The organism is Puia sp. (assembly GCF_035546395.1).
Taxonomy (GTDB): domain Bacteria; phylum Bacteroidota; class Bacteroidia; order Chitinophagales; family Chitinophagaceae; genus Puia.
In genome coordinates this window covers 189,303-204,384 of sequence record NZ_DASZXR010000005.1, presented here as the reverse complement: position 1 = coordinate 204,384, position 15,082 = coordinate 189,303, and the positions used below count along the sequence as shown (strand labels likewise).

The 15,082-nt window shown below is 54.3% G+C and carries 11 protein-coding genes; 8 read left to right on the top strand and 3 right to left on the bottom strand.

Annotated elements, in window-relative coordinates:
• Window positions 1–79 precede the first annotated feature (79 nt).
• The 5 genes from VHE34_RS05805 to VHE34_RS05785 all read left to right on the top strand — a co-directional run bounded on the left by VHE34_RS05805 (window position 80) and on the right by VHE34_RS05785 (window position 6,925).
• Entirely contained in the window at window positions 80–391 is a 312-nt protein-coding gene (locus VHE34_RS05805) for a hypothetical protein (RefSeq protein ID WP_325585594.1), read from the top strand.
• A 63-nt stretch (window positions 392–454) separates the two neighbouring features.
• Window positions 455–904: a Fur family transcriptional regulator gene (locus VHE34_RS05800; protein ID WP_325585592.1), complete on the top strand. Its 450-nt coding sequence runs from the start codon at window positions 455–457 to the stop codon at window positions 902–904.
• A gap of 196 nt (window positions 905–1,100) precedes the next feature.
• Window positions 1,101–1,802 (top strand): ABC transporter ATP-binding protein, encoded by a 702-nt coding sequence (locus tag VHE34_RS05795; RefSeq protein ID WP_325585590.1) that lies wholly within the window; start codon window positions 1,101–1,103, stop codon window positions 1,800–1,802.
• 45 nt (window positions 1,803–1,847) lie between these two features.
• A complete protein-coding gene (locus VHE34_RS05790) occupies window positions 1,848–4,436 on the top strand; it encodes an outer membrane beta-barrel protein (protein ID WP_325585588.1) in 2,589 nt (862 codons plus the stop codon).
• A 26-nt stretch (window positions 4,437–4,462) separates the two neighbouring features.
• Window positions 4,463–6,925, top strand: coding sequence for a TonB-dependent receptor (locus tag VHE34_RS05785; protein ID WP_325585585.1), 2,463 nt, complete (start codon window positions 4,463–4,465; stop codon window positions 6,923–6,925).
• On the opposite strand, the gene VHE34_RS05780 is transcribed toward VHE34_RS05785, so the two are convergent.
• A complete protein-coding gene (locus tag VHE34_RS05780) occupies window positions 6,922–7,509 on the bottom strand; it encodes a class I SAM-dependent methyltransferase (protein ID WP_325585583.1) in 588 nt (195 codons plus the stop codon). The genes VHE34_RS05785 and VHE34_RS05780 overlap by 4 nt on opposite strands.
• Before the next feature lie 121 nt (window positions 7,510–7,630).
• Here VHE34_RS05780 and VHE34_RS05775 point away from each other — a divergent pair, with 121 nt between their 5' ends.
• Window positions 7,631–8,071 (top strand): hypothetical protein, encoded by a 441-nt coding sequence (locus VHE34_RS05775; protein WP_325585581.1) that lies wholly within the window; start codon window positions 7,631–7,633, stop codon window positions 8,069–8,071.
• Window positions 8,072–8,191: 120 nt separating this feature from the next.
• Window positions 8,192–9,688: a S8 family serine peptidase gene (locus tag VHE34_RS05770; RefSeq protein WP_325585579.1), complete on the top strand. Its 1,497-nt coding sequence runs from the start codon at window positions 8,192–8,194 to the stop codon at window positions 9,686–9,688.
• A 2-nt stretch (window positions 9,689–9,690) separates the two neighbouring features.
• Here the strand turns inward: VHE34_RS05770 and VHE34_RS05765 are convergent, their stop codons facing one another.
• Both VHE34_RS05765 and VHE34_RS05760 read right to left on the bottom strand, forming a co-directional pair.
• Window positions 9,691–11,580: a CocE/NonD family hydrolase gene (locus VHE34_RS05765; protein WP_325585577.1), complete on the bottom strand. Its 1,890-nt coding sequence runs from the start codon at window positions 11,578–11,580 to the stop codon at window positions 9,691–9,693.
• 111 nt (window positions 11,581–11,691) lie between these two features.
• Window positions 11,692–13,944 (bottom strand): TonB-dependent receptor, encoded by a 2,253-nt coding sequence (locus tag VHE34_RS05760; protein WP_325585575.1) that lies wholly within the window; start codon window positions 13,942–13,944, stop codon window positions 11,692–11,694.
• A 167-nt stretch (window positions 13,945–14,111) separates the two neighbouring features.
• Here VHE34_RS05760 and VHE34_RS05755 point away from each other — a divergent pair, with 167 nt between their 5' ends.
• The gene (locus tag VHE34_RS05755) at window positions 14,112–15,062 is read left to right on the top strand and encodes an AraC family transcriptional regulator (protein ID WP_325585573.1); all 951 of its coding nucleotides are present in this window, start codon (window positions 14,112–14,114) and stop codon (window positions 15,060–15,062) included.
• Window positions 15,063–15,082: the final 20 nt, after the last annotated feature.

Sequence of the window (15,082 nt, the reverse complement as noted above, 5' to 3'; positions counted from 1 at the left end):
CCTGATAAAGGCAGGTTTTGTTGTTTTTTTCAAGAATTAATTGCAACTTAGTTGCAGGAATCGGCTTCTACTCCTAACAATGCGCTCCACGAAGGCGATCATATTGCTGTTGATGCTGCTATTGTCGATGTCCGCTCAATGGCTGCACTATTCCCGGGCACATGGTGACCTCCGGCAAAATGCCGGTCACCATGCCTCGATCGGGGAGCGATGTTTTTTTTGCGAGCATCTCGCGTTCCAGCCCACGGGCATGGCCGCACCGGGTTGTATTCAATTGATCGTTCATAAAGAGTGGACGCTCGTCTGCTTCACGGATATTGCTGGCGGGATACCGTCCGCTTGCCCCCGCGCATCTGTTAACAAAGGGCCCCCCGCCGCCGGTAACGTGTAATCTCCTTATGCCCATGGGGCAGTTCCCAGCTGATTTTTCCAGTGGTAAGACAACCCAATCACCATGAATGAAGATTTTTCGGCGGTGCTAAGGAAGCACCGGCTGCTGATCACAGATGCCAGGATGCAGATGCTTGCACTTTTCAATTCAAGAAGCGACGGTTTGACCGGCGCCGATATCGAAGGCAACCTGGCCAGGTCGATCAACAGGGTAACCATTTACAGGAACCTGCAGGTCTTCTGCAAAAAAGGCATCATTCATTGCGTACCGACACCTGATCCGACCGTGGTCTATGCGTTGTGCCCGGGAAAGGGACTCCGGCAATCGCCTGATCACGTACATTTCATTTGCGACGACTGTGGCAAGTCTTACTGTCTTGAGGATATCGGCATTCCTTCGGTAAAGCTACCCAAAGACTTCACTATGAACCAGCGGGACCTGATCATGCGAGGAAGATGCAGCTCCTGCAAACAGAGAAACAGCCCGTTGGCTAAAAGCCGGAAAACGGCATAAATCAAAGGCAACCATATGCATGCTATTTTTTCATCCCGGACCAAGATCGCGATGACGTCTGCTGCGCTTTTCGTGGTGAGCTGTTCGCCCCCGCGCACTCAGCGCAACGCGGCGAACCCGGCTTCTTCATCGATAGCCACGCCGGCGCCCGCGAGATCCTTTTCTTCCGGGGCTCATCCAAAAAGATCCCTCGACCATGCTGAAAGCGGAGAAGCTAACCAAGCAGTACGATGATGTCGTTGCCCTGAATGGCGTCGACCTCGAGGTAGCCGCCGGCGAAGTCTTTTGCCTGCTGGGCGGAAACGGCGCGGGTAAATCCACCACCCTGAATATCTTTTTGGGGTTTCTTCCGGCTTCCGGTGGAGAGGCATGGATCAATGACATCAGCGTAAGCCGGCAGCCCCTTCAGACGAAGAAGCACCTGGCTTATATTCCGGAGGTAGTGCAGCTGTACCCTTCGCTGACGGGCGTGGAGAACCTCGATTTCTTCAGCAGGCTAGCAGGATTCCGGTACCGCACCGGTCAGTTGGAGCGAATGCTCGAACAAGCCGGTTTACAGGTAGAGGCTTGCCACCGGCGCATGGCTACCTATTCAAAAGGCATGCGGCAAAAGGTGGGCATCGCCATCGCGCTGGCAAAAAAGGCCGGGGCCCTGCTGATGGATGAGCCCACCAGTGGGCTGGACCCGAGAGCGATCGAAGAATTCACGGTACTGGTGAAGAGCTTTTCGGCGCAAGGTGGGGCGGTGCTCATGGCGACCCATGATATTTTCAATGCCGTCGCCATCGGCACTCATATCGGTATCATGCGGGAGGGTGAAATGGTCCATCGCCTGCGCTCGGTCGATATCACCGCCGGTGACCTGCAAAAGCTTTACCTGGAAACCATTTCAAAATAACCTGCGATGAGCCGGCGCGGCCGGCAATGGCAAAAAAAATTCATAGTGAAAAGCATCGGGCGCGAGCAGGCCGGAAAAGTTCAGCCTGGGGCACCATCGCATGCAGTAGGTTCATGGTTCGGTCAGCCTGATGGATCATACCGGCTAAGCCCGCTTAGGGGCGGCCGGTATATCCTGACGGCCGGCCACGCCCTCCTATATGCGACGGTGGCTTTCTCGCTGGCGGCCTGTATATCGCTGCCTGTCTTTTCCCAGTCGCCGCAGCAGCGGGCGGCCCCGGCCGTCGGAGCCCTCGAAGGAAAGGTGACGGATCCGCAGGGACAGCCGATGCGGAGGGCTACAGTAGTCCTCCATTCCCTAACCGACATCTCGAGGCGGGTGAGCGTACTGACGGACACCAATGGCGTATTTGCTTTCAGCGCCGTCGCAGCCGGCAGCTACGAGTTGACAGCCAGCTTTGCGGGCTATCGTCCAACGCTGACGAACATGCTGCAGATCGGCAAAGGAATATCGCTTCGGTTGCCGACACTGATCCTTCAACGATGGTACGGCGGCCTGGCCGAGATCAATGTGACGGCTCGCCGAAAACCCGTCGAAGCCGCCACGGGAAAGCTGACGCTCAACGTCGAAAGCGATGCCACCGCCGGCGGTAGCTCGGCGTTCGAATTGGTGCAGCGGCTGCCGGGGATCCGGATAGACGCCGACGAAAATATCCTGCTGAAAGGGTCGGCTTCCATCAATGTCCTGGTGGACGGGAAAATGACGTACTTGTCGGGCGCCCAGCTCACCGCCCTCCTGAAGGGAATGCCGGCGGAGAGCATCGGGAAAATCGAGCTGTTGAGCACGCCGGGAGCGCAATACGATGCGTCGGGGAATGGTGGAATGATCAATATCGTGACGCGAAAAAGCGCCCGGCGGGGTTATGCGGCGGCGATCACCGCCGGCATCGGCGCCGGGAGGTACCTCCAGTCGGCGGATGGGCTAACGGGAAATCTCAGCACCGGAAGATGGAATGTTTACGGCGCATTCAATTACCGGTATGACCATGGCCTGTTGCATCGCACCAGCCTTCGGCGGCTCAGCAACAACGACACGATCACGCTGTACGACCGGCATTCGGACGATCCCAACGTCCTTACGGCCCGCAGTTATAAGGCGGGTGTGGATCTCACGCTCGATCGCCGGCAGGAGATCGGCGTTGTGTACAGCGGCTACTCCAACGACTGGAAGCGGATCGGCCAGGGACCTACCTGGTTGCGGGACGAGTTGAACAAGGTGACTGGGGTGGTGCAAAACGCCAACAATACCGAGGTTCCTACACGCGATAATGCTTTCAACCTCAACTACCGGCTGAAACTGGACACCGCCGGAAAACTGCTGAAGGCGGACGCGGATATGGCCGATTACCGGAACAATTCATCGGGATTTATCGGCAATGGCCTCTATGACACCGATGATAAGCCACTTCAGCCTTACCAGCTGCTGTTTTTCCAACAACCCAGTCACATCCGCATACGTTCGCTAAAATCCGATCTCGTATATCCCATTGGCCATATGGAACTTCGCGCCGGGGGAAAATACGGTTTCGTGCGGACGGACAATAACTTTGTGTACGATTCGCTGCTGAGCGGTGTGTTGGTTTATTCGCCGGTCCTGAGCAATCATTTCATTTATACGGAGCAAGTGTATGCCGGCTATTTGTCGCTGGCGCGGCAATGGAAGAACGCCAGCCTGGAAGCGGGTATTCGGATCGAACATACCCGTTCGGAAGCTGTGGTTGTCGACACGATCGGCGCTACGACTTCGGATACCAAACGCAACTACCTCGATCTTTTTCCCAGTCTTGCGGCCTCCCGGCGGCTTTCCGCGGTTAGCAAGCTGGACCTTTCCATCGGCAGACGGATCAATCGCCCGGACTACAGCGAGCTGAACCCTTCCCGGTACTTCCTGGACAAATATTCTTATGCCGTGGGCAATCCTTACCTCCGGCCGGAATTGACCTGGAAAGGATCGTTAACCTACAGTTATCGGAGCGTATACCTGCTGACCCTCGGGTATGACCGGACGGATGGTCCCATCATGGAATCGCCGGTACAGGACACGGCCAGCGGCAACCTGACAATCTCGGATGTGAATTTTTCCTACCGGGAACAGTTCGATGTGCAGCTGGTGCTGCCGGCGCATGCGGGGCGATTCTGGGAGATGAATGCCATCGTGGAAGCCTATCGGCAAACCCTGGCCTACCTGTCTGCCGCGGGGCCGTTCCATTCCCGAAAGACAACTGTCGATCTCAGCACGGACCAGCACTTTCGGCTGCCGGGAGGTGTAACGCTGGATATCCAGGCGCACTATACCAGTCCGTCCCTTGCCGGGCAGTATATCATTCATCATTATTTTACGGCCGATGCCGGCCTGAAAAAAAGCTTCTACGCGCAAAAGCTGGATGTGCGGTTGGCCGTGGCCGACCTCTTCCACACGATCCGCTATTCCGGCACCTCCCTCAGCCCGGCCGCCAACGTCAGTTATTATCATACTCCCGACAGCAGGCGGATCCGGCTTAGCCTGGTGTTTCACCTCGGGGGAACGCTCAACACCGGTAAAGAACATGTGCTGGAAGAACAACAACGATTGTAAGCTATTTCACGCTCAACAAATTTTTTATGGTATCTCGCTTATGTTATTCGCTGTTGCTCATTTTAGGGACGTTGCATCCAGGCGCACAGCCGCCGCCCGTTTCCATCGAGGGAAGGATTACCGGCAACGGGCATCCGCTGGCCGGCGCTACCATCGGGGTTGGGACCCGATCCACGCTTTCGGACAGCAATGGGTTCTACAGGCTCAGGCTTGACACCCCGGTCAAGGGTACCCTACGGGTATCGCATGTGGGTTACCAGGACGGTTTGCGAAAGGTGATCCTGGCGGCAGGGGAAAAGTCCGTCGTCGATTTCGACCTGGCGCCGTCCCAGGCCATGCTGAACGAGATCGTCGTCACGGGTGTTTCCAGGGCGACCCTGGTCCGGGAAAACCCGGTGGCTATCGTCGCGGTATCCTCCCGGAAGATCGACGGAGCCATCGAGTCAAATGTCATCGACGCGCTGGTGAAGAATGTGCCCGGGCTTAATTCGGTGAAGACGGGGCCGAATATTTCAAAGCCCTTTATCCGGGGCCTGGGATACAACCGGGTCCTCACCCTGTACGACGGTGTCCGCCAGGAGGGACAGCAGTGGGGGGATGAGCATGGCATCGAGGTGGATGCCTACAATATCGATAAAGCGGAGGTGATAAAAGGCCCGGCCAGCCTTCAATTCGGGTCGGATGCGGTGGCAGGCGTCGTCAGCCTTTTTCCCTGGTTGCCGAGGGAAAAGGACGGCCGGCTGCACGGCCGGCTGTTGGGCGAATATCAAAGCAATAACGGTCTCATCGGGAATGCCCTTCGACTGGGATTCAACGACGGCCGTTGGCGCTGGGCCGCGAGCGGCTCCTACCGCCTGGCGAAGAATTACACCAATGCGGTCGATGGGAGGGTGTACAACACGGGTTTCCGGGAAGCGAATGTGTCGATATCGACGGGTTATGCTTCCGCCAAAGGGACGACCACGTTGAACGCCACTGCTTATAACAATTTGCAGGGGATACCCGACGGAAGCCGGGATTCGCTGACGCGCCGGTTTACCCGCCAGGTAGCAGAAGGAGACGCAGATGACATTAAGAACCGGCCCATTGTATCCGGTCATGATCTTAACAGCTATGTGCTAAGCCCTTTGCACCAGCATATCCAACACTACCGGCTGTACACGAATAGCCATTACCGGTTGGGGAACGGTGAGCTGGATGCCACGGCCGGTTTCCAGCAGAATATCCGCCGGGAATACGATCACCCTACCGAACCCGGCCAGGCGGGACTGTTCGTCCGGCTGAACACCGTGAACTATGGCGTCAGGTATACCTACCCGGTAGCAGAGGGTTTGGATGTCACGGCCGGCGTCAACGGAATGATCCAAAACAACAAGAGCAGGCAGGCGACGGATTTCCCGATACCCGATTACCGGCTGCTGGATGCCGGCAGCTTCGTTTATGGGAAATGGAAACAGCGGCAGCTGACCTTCAGCGGCGGGCTGCGATTCGACACCCGGCATATCCGGAGCAACAATTTTTATGTCGCGGCCGACCCGGCCACCGATTTTTCCCGCCAGGCGCATGCGCCGGACACCACTGGCGCCTCCCTGCAATTTCCCGCGCTGGACAAAGTATTCAGCGGCCTTTCGCTCAGCGCGGGGATGGCCTGGCAGATCGGCCGGTGCATCAACCTCAAAGCGAATATCGCCCGAGGCTATCGAAGCCCAAACATTACGGAGATCGCTTCCAATGGGCTCGACCCCGGCGCGCATATCGTCTATCTCGGGAACCGGAATTTTGGACCGGAGTTCAGCCTGGAAGAGGACTTGGGCGTTGACGGGGAATTCCGGCAGTGGAGCTTTTCGGTAAGCGTCTTTAACAACCATATCGGGCATTACATCTATCTCAGCCAACAGGTGGACATGGCCGGCCGGCCGCGGGTGGACGCCCAGGGCAACAAGACCTTCCAATACCAGCAGGCGGCCGCCCGGCTCTATGGACTCGAGGCCGCATTCAGCTTCCACCCCGCCGGCTGGCCCGGTGTTGCCTTCGACAACAGCCTGGTGCTGACTTATGGCGTGAATTCCAAAGAAGATTATAAAGGCAAAGGCGTGCAGGGGGAATACCTTCCGTTGATCCCGCCTGCCCGCTGGACAAGCGGCGTCGTCCGGGAGACGACGATCCGATCGAAACTGGTCCGGTCGGTGACCGGCAAGGCGGAGCTGGAATATGACGCGTCGCAAAACCGGTATCTCGCCCTGTACGGCACCGAAACTCCGACTGCTTCCTACGCCCTGATGAATCTTTCTATCGGGGTCACGATCTTCTATACACACACCCAGTCCTTGCAACTGCAATTCCAGGCGAACAACCTGCTGAACACCGCCTATCAAAGCAGCCTCAGCCGGCTGAAGTATTTCGAATATTACAGTGCTTCTCCCAATGGACGGTTGGGAATTTACAATATGGGACGAAACATCGGGGTAAAGATGATCGCCGGCTTTTAGCCGGCGAGTCCCGCCGCTTCCCGTTTGCGGGCGACAACCGCAAACAGGTGCCAATGCTTGGCGAGCCCTGCCGCCGTTCCCTCTTCCTCGATCTCTTCCAGGCGCAGCAGATCGAAGTCCCGGAACAACGTGAACATGTCCTCCTTCCGGTGGAAGGTCATCGCCGCCCGGTCGGACCATTCGTCATGGACGCCGAAGAAATGCCCGCTGAAAAATCCACCGGGAAGAATGGCTTCGCGGATAGTGTTCCAGCACCGGAGGAAATATCGCGGGCGGCAAAAAGGAAGCGAAAAGCTGGCGTTCACGAGGTCGGCGGGCGGCAGGCTCAGGTTTTCCCATTGCTGCACCCTGGCCGTTAACGGGCCGTTGACATCCTTCTCCCTCAGGCGGTCGACGAATCGCTGGTCTTTGTCGATAGCCAGTACCTGCCAACCCCTGCTCACCAATTCCACGGCGTCCGGGCCGGCTCCGCAGCCGAGATCGTTCGCGAAATGCGGCGCGGCTATTTCGCCCATCTGCATCAATGCGTCGAGCAGCGTTTGAGAAGGAAGCTGCCGGCTTCGGCGGTCAAGTTCGATATGCATAGCGGTGAATAGTAGTTCCCCGGCCATCAAAATTATTGCAATTAAGTTGCATTAGCTAGGGCAAAGTCCTTATATTTACAACCTGGATGCATTTTTTGAATAATCAAACCACTATCCGTCTATGTTCGGAAAAGCATGCCTTGCACTGGTCCTCCTTTTTGTCACCATCAAGGATGGGGGAGCCGTGAAGGTTTCCTGGGACACGTTGCAAAATATTCCTTTTGAGGAAAAGTATATCCAGGAGGTGAAGGGCTATATGCTATTCCCGAAATTTCCACCGGCATTACAAAGGCTGGATGGCCAGATGGTCGAAGTGGAAGGGTATGTCGTCCCCGTGGATAAGGACAGGAATTTCATCGCTCTCTCGGCCAACCCCTACGCGGCTTGCTATTTTTGTAACAAGGCCGGGCCCGCATCCGTCATGACCGTTAAATTCAAGTCAAAAGGCAAGCGATACTTCATCGACAATTATAAGACGTTCCGCGGCAGGCTTCGATTGAACTCCACCGATATCCATCAATTTTACTACGTCATCGAGGACGCAGAGGATATTTCCCAATAACCGGCCTTTTCTGTTGGTAAAGCAATGGCAATTTTAGTCCATAGACGGTTTGTGTGTTTTTTAACCGCGATGGCTTGCGTGCAGGTTGTCATTGCCCGGCAGCGTCCGAATTGGCAGAACATGGACCTGCGATCCGACGGCGTATTTGGCATCAGTACCGAACGGGCCTATAACGAGCTGCTTAAAGGCAAGGTCCCCGACACGGTGATCGTAGCCGTGATCGACACGGGAATAGATACCTTGCACGAGGACCTGAGAAATGTGCTTTGGAGAAATCCCCGGCCCAAAAAAGGCGATGACGGAACATACGGTTGGGATTATATCGGATCGGCGAAAGGCAACCTGCATTATGACAACCTGGAGCTGACCCGGCAGGTGCGGCAGCAAATGTTGCAATACGAGGGCAGAGATAGTACGGCCTTCACCGGCCAACAATTGGCGGCCTGGCGGCAATACCAGGAGGAAAAGAGGGAACTGAACCGGCAATTGACGGAAGCCAGGCAGCGTCTGGAAAATATCCGGTGGTTTGAAAAGGTGTTGGATAGCGTGGTGAAAAAGATCGGCAAGGATACTCCGACGTTAAAGGACTTGCAGGATTTCAAACCGCAGGGGCAGGGAGAAGCGTATGTTACGAACGTGGTTCGCGGAGTAATCGCCGGGGGAAGAGGTTATCCGGATTTCAGGAACAATGATTTTGCTCCTGCCATGGAACATTTTATCAACCTGGTGGAGCATCACCTGAATTGGGGCTACGATCCACGGGCGTTATGGGTCGGCGACGACTATTTCAATTCCGACCAACGGGATTATGGGAATGCGGATGTCCAGGGTCCCGACGCGAGCCATGGGACCCATGTGGCGGGGATCATCGCCGCGGACCGGACCAATAGGATCGGCGTCTCCGGCGTGGCCGACTGCATCCGCCTCCTGACCGTGCGGGCCGTTCCCGACGGGGACGAACGGGACAAGGATGTCGCCAATGCCATCCGTTATGCCGCCGACCATGGAGCGAAAGTGATCAACATGAGCTTCGGGAAAAGATATAGCCAGGATAAAGAAGCGGTAGACCGGGCGGTGGCATACGCGATGCAAAAAGATGTAGTGATCGTGCAGGCGGCGGGCAATGACAACGCGGACCTGGATTCGGTGGCGCTCTTTCCGAATCGCCGGTATGCAGACGGCGGCGAGGCAGGCGCATGGATCGTCGTCGGAGCTTCTGGGCCCAATGACGATTCGACGTTGAAAGCGTCTTTTTCCAACTATGGAAAGACGGCGGTGGACGTCTTTGCCCCCGGTGTGCAGATCTGTTCAACGATCCCGGGTTCCCGGTATGCCTATTATGACGGCGCCAATACGGCATCGCCCGTGGTGGCGGGTCTGGCCGCCCTGATCCGGGAATATTATCCCGCTTTGAACGCCAACCAGGTGAAGGACGTTATCCTCCGCTCCGTGGTAAAAGTCGATCATCCCATCCTGCTTTTCAAAGGGGGTTGTGCGACGCATGTCCCTTTCAGCGAGCTATGCAGGAGCGGGGGGATCGTAAATGCCTGTAACGCGCTGGAACAAGCAGCTGCAATGGCGTCATCGGCGGCGATCCATCCAAGGCGGAACCCGTAGCCTTATTTCAGTACCTCCACATCGATATAACTATCGTTGTAGACCGTATGCGTAGCCTTAATATAGTCGGCCTGCGAGGCTTTATAGGGATTGGGCAAAAACTTCTGCGGATTGCGGGCAAAAAGCGGGAAGGCGGTGCTTTGCACCTGGATCATGATGCGATGGCCTTTTTTGAAGGTATGCAGCACGTCCTGCAGGCGAAATTTTACTTCCGTCTTCCTGCCGGGCACGAAAGGCTCAGGCTTTTCGTAACTATTCCGGAAACGCCCGGGCATGATCTCCGAGCGCACCATTTGCCAATAATTCGCCATCAGGATGTTCTTATTGGGTTGATAGGGACTGTTGGGCTCGTCGGCGGGATAGACATCGATCAGTTTCACGAACCAATCGGCATCCGTTCCCGTAGTGGACACGTCCAGGTGGGACATGATCTCGCCGCCAAGCGTGACATCCTCCTGCAGCACATCTGTCTGGTATACCAGCACGTCCGGGCGGCGGCCCGCAAAACGCTGGTCTTCGCTCATGTAATTGTGCGGCGTAAAACCTTCCGTGGTCGTGTTGTCCTCGGTATACGGAACGGGTTTCATCGGATCGCTGACAAAGGAATCGGCTGCCTCGCGGGATGGGGGATTGAAGGCCAACCGGCCGTCATCGTTCAAATAAAGCTTTTGATGGACCGCGGCGGGGGAGGGCCACTTGTCGAAGGTCTGCCATTCTTTTTTGCCCGTATTGTACATATAGGCATTTGGCAAACCCGAATTCCTGTCCCCGGATTCCTTTAGAAAATGCCGGAAGAACCTGGCCTCGATATTGTTTTGATAGAACGTCGCTATACTGTCCCCGAAATACACATTGCTGTGCAGGGTATGTCCCGTCTCTCTCGACCACCGGCCATGACCGAACGGCCCCATGACGAGGGTATTATACGCCTCGGGGTCCGATCGTTCTATCGCCTTGTGTATGGCAAGGGGACCCGTGAGATCTTCGGCATCGAACCAGCCTCCGACCAGCATTACCGCGGGCATTATCTTTTTATAATGTCCGGGAAGCGATCGTTTTTGCCAGAATTCGTCATAATTGGGGTGCTTGACCGTTTCCTGCCAGAAGAAGTTGTCCTTGTACCACCGGTCGAAGTTCACGAGCGGCCCAACATCCAGCAGGAACTGGTAGCCATCGCGGGTGGTGGGCTTGATGAACTGGCCTTCATACCAGGCCTTGCTGGTGGTGTCCGTTTTCTGGACGCCGAACACGGGAAAGGTAAAGATATAGCTCTCGAGGAAGGCCCCGTTGTGGTGAAAATCGTCGAAAAAGAAATCGGAGATCGGCGCTTGCGGCGAAGAGGCTTTCAACGCGGGATGATTCGATAAGATCCCGGCAGCCGTGTAAAAGCCGGGATAAGAGATCCCCCACTGGCCGACGCGTCCGTTGTTATAGGCGGTATGCTTCACCAGCCAGTCGATCGCGTCGTACGTATCCGAACCCTCATCGACGTCTTTCCTGCTTTTCTTGTCGTCGATAACCGGCGTCATATTGGTCCAGATCCCCTCGCTCTTCCAGCGGCCCCGCACATCCTGGTAAACGAAAATGTAGCCGTCCCTCATCATGGAGTCCGAAGGACCCAGCCGGGATGGATACCGGTCCTCTCCATAAGGAGAGACGCTATAGCACGTACGCTGCATCATGATGGGGTATTTTTTGTCCGCGGACGCATCTTTGGGTGTGTAGATAGCCGTAAACAGCCTGACGCCATCCCGCATCGTGATGTATACTTCCTGTTTCGTGTAATGATCCTTGACATAGGCGGCGCCTTCTCCGGAGCGCCCCTGGCCCCGGGCGCCATAAGAAAAAAGCAATACTGACAATGAAAATAAGGCGGCATGACATCTCTTCATTTGGTCGATCGATTTTTGATTAATGCAAATATATTGCAATAATCCGGTTTTCCCATTCGGTGGCGCCGTCCGGTAGGATATAAGCAAAGCAGGTGAGCCGGCCGCCTGCCATTATAAAATAAGCCTGGCGCTTATCCCGCCATAATAGTTTACGTTGGCGGCAGGGTTGAAATATTGCCGGTTTGCTTCGTTGTATTCGATCAGCCCGGAATAATGAGTGTTGCCCACATTGTTGATCCCGCCATAGATATTCCCCTCGAAGCGATTACCCAGCCGGCGGCGAAAACCAGCTTTTATATTGAGCAGCGAGAAAGCCTTGTAATAGCTGTCGTTGGCATTGTTGAGCGGCTGCTTGCTATAGCTGTAGTAAGATGCGCTGGCATAAAAGCCGGGCGCCGTATTGATGTCCGCGGAAGCCGTCACGGTGTGCGGGATCGCTCCGGGAACTTCGTTGTTCCGGTAGTCCGCATCTACGTTCACCGGTGGATACCCTACCTGTACATAGGTTTTATAATCCTTGTAGATGTAGTGGTTATAAGTGTATGAGGCCTTTATTCCCGCCATTTTGATGAACCCTGTCCCGTCCATGACAAAGTTGTATCCGGCTGAACTTTCTATGCCGAACTCATCGATCTTTCCTGCATTTGTATTTTTTGCAATGGATACCCCGGATACCGGTACCAGGACAGGTACTATCGCATTCGTAAGGTTAAATTGATACACATTGGCTTCCGCATACAGCTTTCGGTTCCGGGAAGCGGCCTTGATGCCAGCCTCGTAATTGCTTCCCAGCGTAGCCTTCAGATTGGCATTTACAGTGCCGTCGGCGTTAAAAAAGTCGCCCAGCGGCCCGCCTTGCGGCGCCGTGAAGCCACGGCTATAGCTGCCATATACGGAGACATCGTCATTGATCTTCTTTAGCAGCGAGATCCGCGGGCTTACATTATCGGCGTGCCGTTCCAGATCGGATGGATGGATGAATGACTGGAGCCGGTAGAAATAATTGTTGTAGCTCAAACCTGCTGTCAGGATCCAGTCGTGCGGAAAGGATAGTTCGGCTTGTGCGAACCCGATGAAGGCGCTGGTAATATCCCTGCGATCTTCCGTTATCGTGCTGTCGAAACTGCCCTTGAAGTACTTTGTTTCGTCAAGGGTGTTGGTATATTCCGCCCCGAAAGTGATTTTGACGCCTGTCTTTCCCCACATGGAATTATACGTGGTGGTATTGCGGAAGAACAGGTCTTTGGAAGGATATTTTTCCCAGATGCTGAAGTAAGGATATACCAGCACGAACGTGGCGCCGAAATCGTCGGTAAGATTGGCCGAGAAGGTATTCGACCATTTGCTGTCGAAACGGTATTTATTGGCATAGCCGATGGAGTATTGTTGCGGGCCATATCCGGTCGGCGGAAGGGTACTGGCCTGCCTGGGGTTTTTGGCGGCGGCAGCGCTGTCCAAGTTTCCGGAAATGCCGCCCCGACGGATCTGATAGCCCGCCAGCAGCGTAGAAGTGCTTTTTTCGCTATGATAGAACTGGGCGCCAAGCGTTACATATTTGGAATTGCTGAAGCCGCCGGTCCGGTAGCCATCGTATTCGATATCCGTGAACTGAGCAAATACATTGGTCTTGTCCGTGGCGTTTTTTATGCTGGTCGTGAATCGCCTGGCGCCATAGCTGCCGATGGATCCGTCGAACGAAACGCTGTTTTCGTTGTGGTCTGCCTTTTTGGTAGTCAGCAATAGGACGCCGCCAATGCCTGCTCCATACAGGCTGCTCCCGGGGCCACGGATGACCTCTATGTTGTCCAAAGCATTTACGTCGATAGATCCCAAAACGCCGCCGCCGCTGCCGGGCGTGAACGGGATATCATTCCAATACGTCTTATACCCATCGCCATGAACACTATACGTTCCCAGAATGGAACCCCTTATATTGATGCGATAGTCATTAAGTGTGTAATAATCCAGTCGCACGCCGGGAACGGAGTTGAGCACCGGAACGATGCTGAAGTTGTCGCCTTTGTCGAGATCCCGTTCACCAAGCACTGTCACCGGCGCCGCCACATCCAGCAATTTGCGATTGGAGTTAAAAGCACTTACCCTGATTTCCGCCAGTTGTGCTGTCGACGGGAAAAGGGCAACTGTTAAAGGGGATTTACCGGCTTGAACGGTTTTGGTTTCATATCCTATATGGGTAACGGTAATTTCCGTTTCTGCCTTTACGACAAAATTGCCATACGTATCCGTCGTAACCGTCTCTATACCTTTAACGGTGGCCCCGGCAATAGGTTCACCGGTTTTTGAGTCGATCACTTTTCCTTTGGTTTGCCCGAATACGCTGACCGATGCCACTGTCAGCAACATAGTAAAGAAATATTTCATCTGAAGGCTGTTTGGTTTGATTTTTAATGCAACTAAGTTGCAATACTTTCGTATCTTCATAAGCGTTTTTTACGTTTGCAAAATTCACCGTTGACTTTGACGAATAGTACCGCGTTTGGAAGTATTAATGCCGTAAAAGGAAGTTTGTTATGGGGTATAAAATGCAATTGGATCCGGAAGCCGTAGTGATGGAAAATGACTTTTTCAGTCCGCAACTGTTGGAAACCACTACCGTAATTAAAAGCGATGCCGTTTCAATGGAACTCCACGATGTATCGTTGAGCCATTTTCATTTGATACGCGGAAAGCAATCAGCCAGGGTAGACAGCCGCTTTTCCATCAGTTTTTATTCTTCGTTCTATTTGACGCATTTTGCATTAAGTAAAACATCGATCACTGAGCAACGTACGCCAAGGACACATACTGTCAATACCTACAGTTCCTGCCGGCGGAATAAAGATCGATCGGAGACATTTGCCGCGCCGGCGGGAAACGAATACAAATTTTTCGACCTGGCTGTTCAGCCGGCTTTTTTGGATCGAGTGATCGATGACGATGAACCTTATTCCGACGCCGTGTACAATAGCCTGTACAAGGAAGAATACGGTACATCACCCACCCGTCCTTTGCTGCCTGCCATGTTTCAATGTATCAGTGATATCGGCGGCAGTACATTCAATGGCCCGCTGCAACAGCTGTATCTTGAAACAAAAGCGGCTGAACTGTTTTTGTTGCAAATTCAGGCGCTGAAAAATTATCCTCCGCCTATTACGAAATTAAACCCGGGAGATATAGAGCGCTTGCACGAAGCGAGGATGTACATCGAGAAGAACTACCATACGCCTTACACCATTATCGACCTTGCAAGGATCGTCGGTATTAACCAAACCAAACTGAAAAGCGGCTTTAAAGATTTGTTCGGATGTACGGTATTTGGCTATGTTAAAGATCTACAAATGGGAAAAGCACGTCAGTTGCTGTTGGACGAGAAATTGTTTGTCAGCGAAGTTGCCGACCGGGTCGGCTATAGTTGCCCGCAACATTTTGCTGCGGCTTTCAAACGTAAATTCGGTATGTTGCCAAGTGAATTGCGGTCTTGAGGCGTGCTCTTCTCTTTAGA

What these genes read in the sequence shown, in the direction of transcription:
- VHE34_RS05805 (WP_325585594.1), top strand. Translation starts at nt 80, where the DNA reads ATGCGCTCCACGAAGGCGATCATATTGCTGTTGATGCTGCTATTGTCG.
- VHE34_RS05800 (WP_325585592.1), top strand. Translation starts at nt 455, where the DNA reads ATGAATGAAGATTTTTCGGCGGTGCTAAGGAAGCACCGGCTGCTGATC.
- VHE34_RS05795 (WP_325585590.1), top strand. Translation starts at nt 1,101, where the DNA reads ATGCTGAAAGCGGAGAAGCTAACCAAGCAGTACGATGATGTCGTTGCC.
- VHE34_RS05785 (WP_325585585.1), top strand. Translation starts at nt 4,463, where the DNA reads ATGGTATCTCGCTTATGTTATTCGCTGTTGCTCATTTTAGGGACGTTG.
- VHE34_RS05780 (WP_325585583.1), bottom strand. Translation starts at nt 7,509, where the DNA reads ATGCATATCGAACTTGACCGCCGAAGCCGGCAGCTTCCTTCTCAAACG.
- VHE34_RS05775 (WP_325585581.1), top strand. Translation starts at nt 7,631, where the DNA reads ATGTTCGGAAAAGCATGCCTTGCACTGGTCCTCCTTTTTGTCACCATC.
- VHE34_RS05770 (WP_325585579.1), top strand. Translation starts at nt 8,192, where the DNA reads ATGGACCTGCGATCCGACGGCGTATTTGGCATCAGTACCGAACGGGCC.
- VHE34_RS05765 (WP_325585577.1), bottom strand. Translation starts at nt 11,580, where the DNA reads ATGAAGAGATGTCATGCCGCCTTATTTTCATTGTCAGTATTGCTTTTT.
- VHE34_RS05760 (WP_325585575.1), bottom strand. Translation starts at nt 13,944, where the DNA reads ATGTTGCTGACAGTGGCATCGGTCAGCGTATTCGGGCAAACCAAAGGA.
- VHE34_RS05755 (WP_325585573.1), top strand. Translation starts at nt 14,112, where the DNA reads ATGGGGTATAAAATGCAATTGGATCCGGAAGCCGTAGTGATGGAAAAT.